Genomic DNA, 10,851 nt, shown 5'->3' on the forward strand with positions numbered 1-10,851 from the left:
CCTCTACTTTCCGCTGATCTGCTGGTCGATGAGAGCGAACAGTTCGTCCGCCGTGGCGGCCGCCTCGACGGCGTCGCGGCCCTGATCGGCGACCGGCGCGGGCTCGGGCGCGGGTTCGTCGATGGCGTCGGTCAGCGTCGCGCGGATCCGCTCGGCCAGCCGCGCCTTGTCCTCCTGCGACGGCAGGGTCGCCAGCAGCGCGGCGAGCGCGGCGATCTGGTCATCGATCGCCGAGGTGGTCGCGGTCGCTTCCCATTGCGACCGCAGCAGTTTCGCCACCGCGCTCACCGTCGGGTAGTTGAACACCAGCGTCGAGGGCAGTCGCGTGCCCGTGCCCTCCGACAACCGGTTGCGCAGCTCGACGCCGCCGAGCGAATCGAAACCCATCTCGTTGAACGGAGTTTCGGGATCGATCGCCGCCGCGGACTGGTATCCCAGCACCGCCGCGGCGTGTTCGCGGACGAATCCGAGCACCAGCGCGTCGCGTTCGTCCTCCGGCGCGGTGGCGAGCAGGTCGGCCAGCAGTCCGCCGGTGGCGGTTGCGCTGGATACCCGGCGGGCGCGGCCGGCGACCAAGCCGCCCAGCACTTCGGGCAGCAGCCCCGCACGCGCCTGCGCGGCCAGGGCGGACTTGTCGAACTCGACGCAGGCGACCATGGCCGCATCCGTGGCGAGCGCCGCGTCGAACAGCGCCGTACCGTCGGAGTCACCGAGGATCCGCAGACCCATACGCTCCAGCCGCGCCAGCGCGGCCCGGTCCATTTCGGCGGTCATGCCCGTGTCCTGGTTCCACAAACCCCAGGCGACCGACAAGGCGGGCAGCCCCTGCGCGCGCCGGGCCTGCCCGAGCCCGTCGAGGAACGCGTTCGCGGCCGCGTAGTTGCCCTGTCCGGGCGACCCGAGAATCGCCGCGGCCGAGGAGAACACGACGAACGCGGCCAGGTCGTGGCCCCGGGTGAGCTCGTCCAGGTGCAGCGCGCCGTCGACCTTGGGCGCGAGTACGCGATCGATCCGCTCGACGGTCAGCGTCTCGATGGTGGCGTCGTCGATCAGGCCCGCGGAGTGGATCACCGCCGACAGCGGGTGCTCGGTCCCGATCGACTCGACCACGGTGGCCAAGGCCGCGCGATCGGCCACGTCGCACGCGGCGACCCGGGTGCGCGCACCGAGCCGTTCCAGCTCGGCGATCAGTTCCGCGACACCGTCGGCCGCCGCGCCGCGCCGCGACACCAGCAGCAGATGCCGGACACCGTGTGCGGTGACCAGGTGCCGCGCGATCACCGCGCCCAATCCGCTGGTTCCGCCCGTGACCAGCACCGTGCCATCGCCGAAAGCACTCGTACTACGGATGTTTCCGGGATCTTCGGCAGGTACGTCGCCATAGGCCAGGCGCGGGAGGTAGATCTCGCCCGTGCGGACCGCCACTTGGGCGTGCCCCGATTCGAGCACGCCGAGCACCGTCGCGGCGTCCAGGTCTCCGTCGTGGTCCAGCAGCACGAAACGACCCGGTTGTTCCGACTGTGCGCTGCGGACCAAACCGGTGACGGCGGCGGCGGCCAGATCGACCGGTTCGCCGTTCAGGCCCGTCGCGCGGCGGGTCGCCACCACGAGGCGAGTGTCCGCCAGCCGCTCGAGCGACAACCAGGAGCGCAGCAGCTCCCAGGCGGTGCGGGTCGCCTCCCGCACCGTCCCGGGCTCGACCGGGTCAGCGGTGGCCGCGAGCCCCTCCGGGAGCGACCAGACGACGATATCCGGAACCTGTTCGGCCGCAGCGACTTCCGACGCGTCGAGGTAGTGACGGTCGACACCGGATACTCGCGCCTGCCCCATCGTCGCCACACGGTCGGGCACCGCCCGCAGCGCGGGTAGCTCCGCGCGCGTCCAGCTCAGCGTCAGGGGTGCCGTACGGCGTCCCGCATGCGCCGCACCCAGCGCGTCGGCCGCGATCGGACGTGCGGAGACCGCATCGATGCGCGCGACGAGCGAGCCGGTGTCGTCCGCGATGTCGATCGTGACCTGCCCCTCGGCATCCCGGACGACGCGAACGCGCGCCGCGGTGACACCGGAGCGCCACAAGCGCACACCGGTGAAGGAGAAGGGCAACGGCACCTGCCCGGCGGGCAGGTCGCCGATCAGCTCGCCGAGCGCCGCGTGCAGGCATGCGTCCAGCAGCGCCGGATGGATGCCGAACGGAGCCGCCGCGACGCCCACGGATTCGTCGAGCGACACCTCGGCGAAGGTCTGCTCGCCGCGCGTCCACAACGCGGTGACGCCCTGGAAACCGGGACCGTAGTCGAAGCCGCGCTCCGCCAGCCGGTCGTAGAGCGACCCGTCCGACGGCTCCGCGCCGGACGGCGGCCACACCGGTTCGCTCCACACCGGCGCGTGGTCGTCGTCGGCGGTGGTCAGGACGCCGCTCGCATGCCGCACCCACGGGTCCGTGCCGTCGGACTCCCGATCGGCCGCGCGGGAATGCACGGCGAATCCGCGCCGCCCTTGCTCGTCGCGCGCCCCGACGCTCAATTGGAGCTCGATCTCGGCGGTCGCGGTGAGCGGCAACGGAGCTTGCAGCAGCAATTCGCCGACCACCCCGGCGTCCACCTGCGCGCCCGCGGCGAGCGCCATCTCCGCGAAGGCCGTCCCGGGCAGCAATACCGAGCCGAACACCGCGTGGTCGCCGATCCACGGCTGGGTGCGCGCGGAGAACCGGCCGGTGAACAACCATTCGTCCTTGCCCGCGACCGGCACCGCGCTGGTCAGCAGTGGATGGCCGAACGAGCCGGTCACGACTTCGGGAGCCGGTCGCACCCAGTACCGGCGGCGCTGGAACGCGTACGTCGGCAATTCCACCCGTGCGTCCGCTCCCGGCAGCAGCGACCGCAGCCGCACCGGTGCGCCTGCCGCGAAGGACTGGGCGAGGAGCGTGACGAACTGGGTCACCTCGTCGACCGAACGCCTGGACGAGGCCGCCACCAGTGCCTTCGCCGCCAGTTCCGGACGCTCGGCCAAGCATTCTCCGGTCATCGCGGTGAGCGCGGCGTCCGGTCCGACCTCGATGAAACGCCGCACCCCGGAGTCGAGGAGGCTGCGCACCCCGGGCGCGAAGCGCACACAGCCGCGCACCTGCGCCACCCAGTAGCCCGGATCGCGCATTTCGTCGCCGGCCCGCGTGCCGGATACATTCGACACGATCGGCACGGTGGGCTCGCGATAGGTCAGTCCCTCCGCCACCGCGCGGAATTCCTCGAGGACGGGTTCCATCAGCATCGAATGAGACGCGTGGGAGATCCGCAGCAGGGTGTGCTTCCGTCCCGCCTCGGTCAGCCGCCGCCGCATCTCGTCGACGGCATCGGCGTATCCCGAGAACACCACCGACTCCGGACCGTTCACCGCCCCGATCGCGAGCCGGTCGGCGAGACCGGTCAGCAGTTCCTCCGCTTCCGTCTCCGACACCGCGGCCGCCAGCATCGCCCCACCGGCGGGCGCCGCACCCATCAGTCGTCCCCGCGCCGCCACCAGCGCGCAGGCGTCGGTCAGCGACCAGACCCCGGACACATAGGCCGCGACGAGTTCGCCCAACGAGTGACCCGCGAGCACGTCCGGCAGGAGGCCGTACGACTCGAGCAGCCGGAACATCGCCACCTCGAAAGCGAACAGCGCGGGCTGCATCCAGTCCATCCGGTCCAGCACCCCGGCCTCGTCGGTGAACATCACCTCCCGCAGGGAACCCCCGAGATGCGGGTCGAACTCGGCGCACACCTCGTCCAGCGCGGTCGCGAACACCGGAAACGCCTGGTACAGACCGGCACCCATGCCGACTCGCTGCGCGCCACCACCGGTGAAGAGGAAGGCCGTCGTACCCGGCACGGCCGGTGCCTCGACCGCGTGCGGCGACGTCGTTCCCGCCGCCAGCGCGGCCAGCCCGGCGAGCAGTTCCTCCCGATCGCGGCCGACGACAACGCCGCGGCGATCCAGCAGCGCGCGCGAGTCGAGCAGGGCACGCGCCACCCGCCGCGGGTCGATCTCCGGCGCGTCGGCCAGCCAGGAGCGCAAGCGTTCGGCCTGACCGCGCAGGGCTTCCGCGGATTTCGCGGAGACCACCAGCGGTACCACGCCGCCCGCTACCGGGCCGGAGTCCGCCGCCGGTCGCTCGGCACGCGTGGACGGTGGCGCCTCCTCGAGGATCACGTGCGCGTTCGTGCCGCTGATACCGAACGACGACACCCCCGCGCGTCGTATCCGGCTGCCCGAGGTCCACGATTCGGCGGCGGTCAGCACGCGCACCGATCCAGCCGACCAGTCCACATGCGGTGAGAGTTCCTCCGCGTGCAGGGTTCTCGGCAGCATCTCGTGGCGCAGCGCCTGCACCATTTTGATCACGCCGCCCACACCGGCCGCCGCCTGGGTGTGGCCGATATTGGATTTGAGCGAACCGACACGCAGCGGACCTTCCGGGCGGCCCTGGCCGTAGGTGGCGAGCAACGCCTGCGCCTCGATCGGGTCGCCCAGTGTCGTTCCGGTGCCGTGCGCTTCCACGGCATCCACGTCCGACGGCCCGAGCCCGGCATCGGCCAGCGCCGCCGCGATCACCCGCTCCTGCGACGGACCGTTCGGCGCGGTGAGACCGTTGCTGGCGCCGTCCTGGTTCACCGCGCTGCCGCGCACCACCGCGAGCACGTTGTGGCCGAGTCGCCGTGCGTCCGAGAGCCGTTCGACCACCAGGACGGCCGCGCCCTCCGCCCACGCCACACCGTCGGCGGCGGCCGAGAACGATTTGCAGCGCCCGTCCGGCGCCAGTCCGCGCTGGCGGGAGAATTCCACGAACACCGTGGGCGTGGCCATCACCGTCGCACCGCCCACCAGGGCGAGCGAACTCTCCCCCTGTCGCAGCGCACGGCACGCCACGTGCAGTGCCACCAGCGAGGACGAGCACGCCGTATCCACCGTCATCGCGGGGCCTTCCAGACCGAGCGAATAGGCGATGCGTCCCGAGACCACGCTGGCCGCCGAGCCGGTGCCCACGTAGCCTTCGGCCTCGGATCCGGCCTTGCGGGTCAAGACCTCGTAGTCCTGGTACATCACCCCGGTGTAGACGCCGGTGTCGGTGCCCCGCAGCGACGTCGGATCGATGCCCGCGTGCTCGAGCGCTTCCCACGACACCTCCAGCAGCAAACGCTGCTGGGGGTCCATCGCGTTCGCCTCCCGCGGGCCGATGCCGAAGAATCCGGCGTCGAAATCGGCCGCGTCCGTCAAGAACCCGCCCTCGTTCACGTAGGAGGTTCCGGTGTGTTCGGGATCGGGATCGATCAGGCGATCGAGATCCCAGCCGCGATCGGCGGGAAACTCGGAAATGGCGTCCGTCCCCGAGGCCACCAAATTCCACAGATCGTCCGGCGACGCGACTCCGCCGGGGTACCGGCAGGCCATGCCGACGATCGCGATCGGTTCGTCGGCTCGCGCGCGCTTCCGCGTCGGGCGGACGCCCTGCCCCGCGCCGTCGATCCGGGAACGCAGCAGCCGGGCGACCGCCGCGGACGTCGGGTGATCGAAGGCCAGCGTCGACGGCAGACGCAGACCGGTGGCCTTGGTGAGGCGGTTGCGCAGGTCCACCGCGCCCAGCGAATCGAAGCCCAGTTCGCTGAACGGCTTGTCGGCCTCGATCTGTTCGCCCGTGGCGTGGCCCAGTACCTCGGCGACCTGATGGCGCACGAAATCCAGCACGATCGCGTCGTGCCGGTCCGGTGGCGCCGACGCGAGCCGCTCGGCCAGGTCGCCGCCGCCCTCGGCACGGCGCGGTACCGCTACCAGCGAACGCAGCAGCGGCGGCAGCAGATCCGCGCGGGCCTGCGCGGACAATGCCGCGGTATCGAAGTCCACGGCGGCGACCAGCGACGTCTCCGCGCCCGCCGCCCGGTCGAACAGCGCGAGCCCGTCGGACTCGGCCAAGGGGCGGAAGCCCATGCGGGACAAGCGGTCCAGGCCCGCGCGTCCCAGTTCGGCGGTCATCCCGCCGCTCTGGTTCCACGGGCCCCAGGCCACCGAGACCGCGGGCAGGCCCGCCGCGACGCGCCGCCGGGCCAGCGCGTCCAGCACCGAGTTCGCGGCGGCATAGTTGCCCTGGCCCGCCGAGCCAAGGACCGCCGCGATCGAGGAGAACAGCACGAACGCCGACAGATTCCGGTCACGGGTGAGTTCGTCCAGGTGTAGTGCGGCGTCGACCTTCGGCGCGAAGACCCGCTCGATCCGGTCGGGCGTGAGTGCGTCGAGCGTCGCGTCGTCCAGGACGCCGGCGGCATGGACGACGGCGGTCAGCTCCGGACCGTCGGCCAGCTGGTCGAGCAGGGCGCGCACCGCGGCGCGGTCGCCGACGTCGCAGGCCAGTACCCGCGGCCGAGCACCGAGTCCGGCCAGTTCGGCCACCAGTTCGCGCACACCGTCGGCCCGTTCGCCGCGGCGTGACACCAGAACGAGATCCCGCACACCGTGGGTCGCGACCAGGTGCCGGGCCACCAGCGCGCCCAACCCACCGGTCCCGCCGGTGATCAGCACCGTGCCTCGGCCCAGGGTGACGGCCGCGCCGGGCGCGTCGTCACGCCGGGCGAGCCGGGGCGCGACCAGCTCGCCGCCACGCGCCGCGAGCTGCGGCTCGTCGGTCGCGAGGGCCGCCGAGATCAGCTCGGGCCCGATGACCGCGTCGCTCTGGGCGTCCACCAGCACGATCCGGCCGGGATGCTCCGACTGCGCGCTGCGCAGCAGGCCCCAGAGCGCCGCGGCGGCCAGATCCGGATCCTCGGCGGGCAGTCCGGCGCCGTTACGGGTCACCGCGACCAGCCGGGTGTCGCCGGACTCGGGGAGGCGTAACCAGGACTGCACCGCCGCCAGCGCGGTGTTCACGCTCCGGCGCACCCGGTCGGCCTCGGTGCTGACGGCGTGCCCGGGACCGGACTCGGCGAACCACACCACGGCGTCGGGCTGCGCTCGGGTGTTCGCTCCCGGGGTGTCGGTATCTGCGGCCGCTACCAGCGCGGCCATATCCGAATAATGTTCCTCGAAAGCGGATTCCGACGGTCCGCCGACCGCCGCCAGCCGCACCGCGCCGGACCCGGCACCGGAAGCCACCGTGGCCCACCGCACGTCGTAGAGACGGTGGGGTCCGACGGAGCGCGCGCTGCGCACCGCGTCGCTGTCGACCGGCCGCGCCCCCAGCGCATCGATCGTCAGCAGCAACGCGTCCGTATCGTCGCGGAGCTCTACCCGCGCCCCTTCGGAGCCCGTCCGCCGGATCAGCACGCGTGCCGCGCTCGCGCCACCGCGATACAACCGCACGCCGGTGAACGAGAACGGCAGCGGCGCCTGGCTGTCGGCGAAATCAGCGGACAATAGGTCGACGGCGGCGTGCAACGCGGCATCCAGCAGTGCGGGGTGCACGCCGAAGCGCGAAGCGTCCGAATCGGTCTCGCCGAGCCGCACCTCGGCTACGACGGAGTCGCCGCGGCGCACGAACCGGCGCACGCCCTGGAAGGCGGGTCCGTAGTCGAGACCGCGGGCGGCCAGTTGTTCGTAGAGCGCCGCTCCGGTGGTCGCGTCGGCGTCCTGGAACGGGTCGTCCGTATCAGCGGGCACCGCCGCGTTTCCCGTGTCGGGAGCGAGTACACCGCGGGCGTGCATGGATCCGGCGGTCGAGTCGCCGACGGCCCGCGAGGCGATGACGAAGCGCCTGCGCCCGGCGTCGTCGGGCGATTCGACACTGATCTGGATATCTACTTCGGTTCCCTCGTCCAGCCGCAGCGGCGCCTCCAGGACCAGCTCGTCGATCGTCCCGGCATCCACTCGCGCACCGGCTGCCAACGCGAACTCCACGAACGCGGTCCCGGGCAACAGCACCGTGCCGAACACCGTGTGATCGGCCAGCCACGGCTGCGACGCCGTGGACAGGCGACCGGTGAACAGCCACTCGTCCGTACCGGCCAGGGCCAGCGCCGCGCCGAGCATCGGATGGTCCATCGCCGTCAGTCCGGCGCGGCCCACATCGCCGATGCCGTCGGTCGGCGGCAACCAGTACCGCTGACGCTGGAACGCGTAGGTCGGCAACGGAACCCGGCGCGCCGGCCGACCGGTGAACACCGGGCTCCAGTCCACGTCGGCGCCCGCGGCGTTGGCGGCGGCCAGGAACGCGGTGAACTGCCCGACCTCGTCCGCGCCGCGTCGTGCGGCGGCGACCACCGCGCAGCGGGCCTCGATATCGGGTTGCTCGGTCAGGCATTCGCGGGTCATCGCGGTCAGCACCGCGTCGGGACCGATCTCCAGGAATCGTCGCACCCCGCCGGCGGCCAGCGCCTGGACTCCCGGGGCGAACCGCACGGCCGCCCGGACCTGACGGACCCAGTACTCCGGATCGGTCAGCTCGTCAGCGGCCGGTGCGCCCGAAACGTTCGAGACGATCGGGATCGTCGGCTGCCGGTAGGTCACACCGCGGGCCACGGCACGGAACTCGGCCAGCATCGGTTCCATCCGCGCCGAATGGAAGGCATGGCTCACGCGCAGCCGGTTCGTCCGGCGGCCCTGAGCAGCGAAGAGCCGCTCGACCTCGGCGACGGCGTCGGCGTCACCGGACAACACCACGGAAGCGGGCCCGTTCACGGCGGCCACGGACACCCGGCCCGCGTACCCGTCGAGCGCGGCCGACGCCTCCGCTTCCGGCGCCGCCACGGCCAGCATCGCGCCGCCGGCGGGCAGTGCGCCCATCAACCGTCCGCGCGCCGCCACCAGCGCACACGCGTCGGGCAGCGACCATACTCCGGCGACATACGCCGCCGCGAGCTCACCGATGGAATGGCCGAGCAGCACATCCGGTGTCAGGCCGAACGATTCGGCGAGTCGGTACAGCGCCACCTCGTAGGCGAACAGCGCGGGCTGGGTGTACTCGGTCCGATCCAGCGGTCCCGGCGCGCTGTCGCCGTCCGCCGCCTCCGCGCGGAGCAGGTCCCGCAGCGAACTTCCGAGCAGCGGATCGAATTCGGCGCAGACTCGGTCCAGCTCCGCCGCGAACACCGGGAACGTCGCGTACAGTTCCCGTCCCATCCCGGCGCGCTGCGCACCCTGGCCGGTGAACAGGAACGCCGTGCGTCCCGATCCGGCGCGGTCCTCGACCACACCGGGCGCGGAACGACCCTCGGCGAGTGCCGCCAGACCGGCCAGGAGTTCGTCCCGGTCGCGACCGACGACCGCTCCGCGCCACTCCAGCCGGGCACGGGAGGTGAGCAGCGAGTGCGCGATATCCCGGGCGTCCGTTTCCGGGTCGTCCGCCATCCACTGTCGCAAGCGATCCGCCTGCGCCCGCAGCGCCGCACCGGAACCGGCCGACAGTAGCAACGGGATGTGCTGCAGAGCAGCGTGATTCGACCCGGTCCCCGCCGTGGTAGGGGGCTCGGGCTCCCCTTCCGCGGCGGGCTCGGCGGGCGCTTCCTCGAGGACGACGTGGGCGTTGGTGCCGCTGGCGCCGAACGACGACACGCCCGCGCGCCGGACCCTGGCACCGGCGGGCCACGGCTCGCTGTCCCGCAGCAGCCGCACGGTGCCCGCGGACCAGTCCACATGGGGGGTGGGCGCGTCGATGTGCAGGGTCTTCGGCAGCATCTCGTGCCGCATGGCCTGCACCATCTTGATCACTCCGCCGACACCGGCCGCGGCCGAGGTGTGGCCGATATTGGATTTCAGCGATCCCAGACGCAGCGGCGCGTCGGCCTGCCGGGCGCCGTAGGCCGCGATCAGTGCCCTGGCTTCGATCGGATCGCCCAGCATCGTGCCCGTGCCGTGCGCCTCCACCGCGTCGACGTCCGCGGGCTCCAGGCCCGCGTCGCGCAACGCCTGCCCGATCACGGCTTCCTGCGACCGGCCGTTCGGCGCGGTCAGTCCGTTGCTGGCGCCGTCCTGGTTGATCGCGCTGCCGCGCACGACCGCCAGGACGGTGTGCCCGAACCGCCGTGCGTCGGAGAGCCGTTCGAGCACAAGCACGCCGAGTCCCTCGGAGAAACCCGTCCCGTCGGCCGCCGCCGCGAAGGCCCGGCACCGTCCGTCGGGTGAGAGGGCGCGCTGCCGCGCGAACGCGATGAGCAGCGACGGGTCCGACATCACGGTGACGCCGCCTGCCAAGGCCAGGGTGGCGTCACCGTTGCGTAGCGCCCGGCACGCGAGATGCAGGGCGACCAGCGATGACGAGCATGCCGTATCGATCGAGACGGCAGGACCTTCCAGCCCGAGGGTGTAGGCGATCCGGCCCGACAGCACGCTGTTGGAAACACCCAGATAGGCGTGGCCTTCCGTTTCGGCCGTGATATTCGGGGAGCCGACGCGGGGCCCGTAGTTCTGGTGGGCAACCCCGGCGAACACGCCTGTGTCGCTACCGCGCAGCGAGGCCGGGTCGATCCCGGCGTCTTCCAGCGCTTCCCACGCCGCCTCTAGCATCAGGCGCTGCTGCGGGTCCATCGCGGCGGCCTCGCGCGGGCTGATGCCGAAGAAACCCGCGTCGAAATCGGCGACGGAATCGAGGAAACCGCCCTCTCGCGTGTAGACCGTGCCCGGCACGTCCGGGTCGGGATCGAACAATCGCTCCAGGTCCCAGCCACGGTCGGACGGATACACCCCGACGGCGTCCACGCCCGCGGCGGCGACGCGCCACAGGTCCTCGGGTGAACGGACGCCGCCGGGGTACCGGCAGGCCATACCGACGATGGCGATGGGCTCCCGCGTCCGATCGGTGAGTTCGCGCAGGTGTTGTTTGGTCTCGTAGAGCTCCTTCGCCGTCTTCTTGAGATAGCGGCGTAGCTCGTCGGTGTCGGCCATCGGTGGGGC

At 72.1% G+C, this 10,851-nt stretch carries 1 protein-coding gene; it reads right to left on the reverse strand.

What is annotated here, in order from left to right; translation table 11 throughout:
- Positions 1-3: 3 nt before the first annotated feature.
- Complete coding sequence (locus ABZ824_RS33615) at positions 4-10,842, reverse strand: type I polyketide synthase (RefSeq protein ID WP_356968192.1); 10,839 nt, start codon at positions 10,840-10,842, stop codon at positions 4-6.
- Positions 10,843-10,851 lie beyond the last annotated feature (9 nt).

The organism is Nocardia sp. NPDC047038 (assembly GCF_040644075.1).
GTDB classification, from domain to species: Bacteria; Actinomycetota; Actinomycetes; order Mycobacteriales; family Mycobacteriaceae; genus Nocardia; species Nocardia sichangensis.

What these genes read in the sequence shown, in the direction of transcription:
- ABZ824_RS33615 (WP_356968192.1), bottom strand. Translation starts at nt 10,842, where the DNA reads ATGGCCGACACCGACGAGCTACGCCGCTATCTCAAGAAGACGGCGAAG.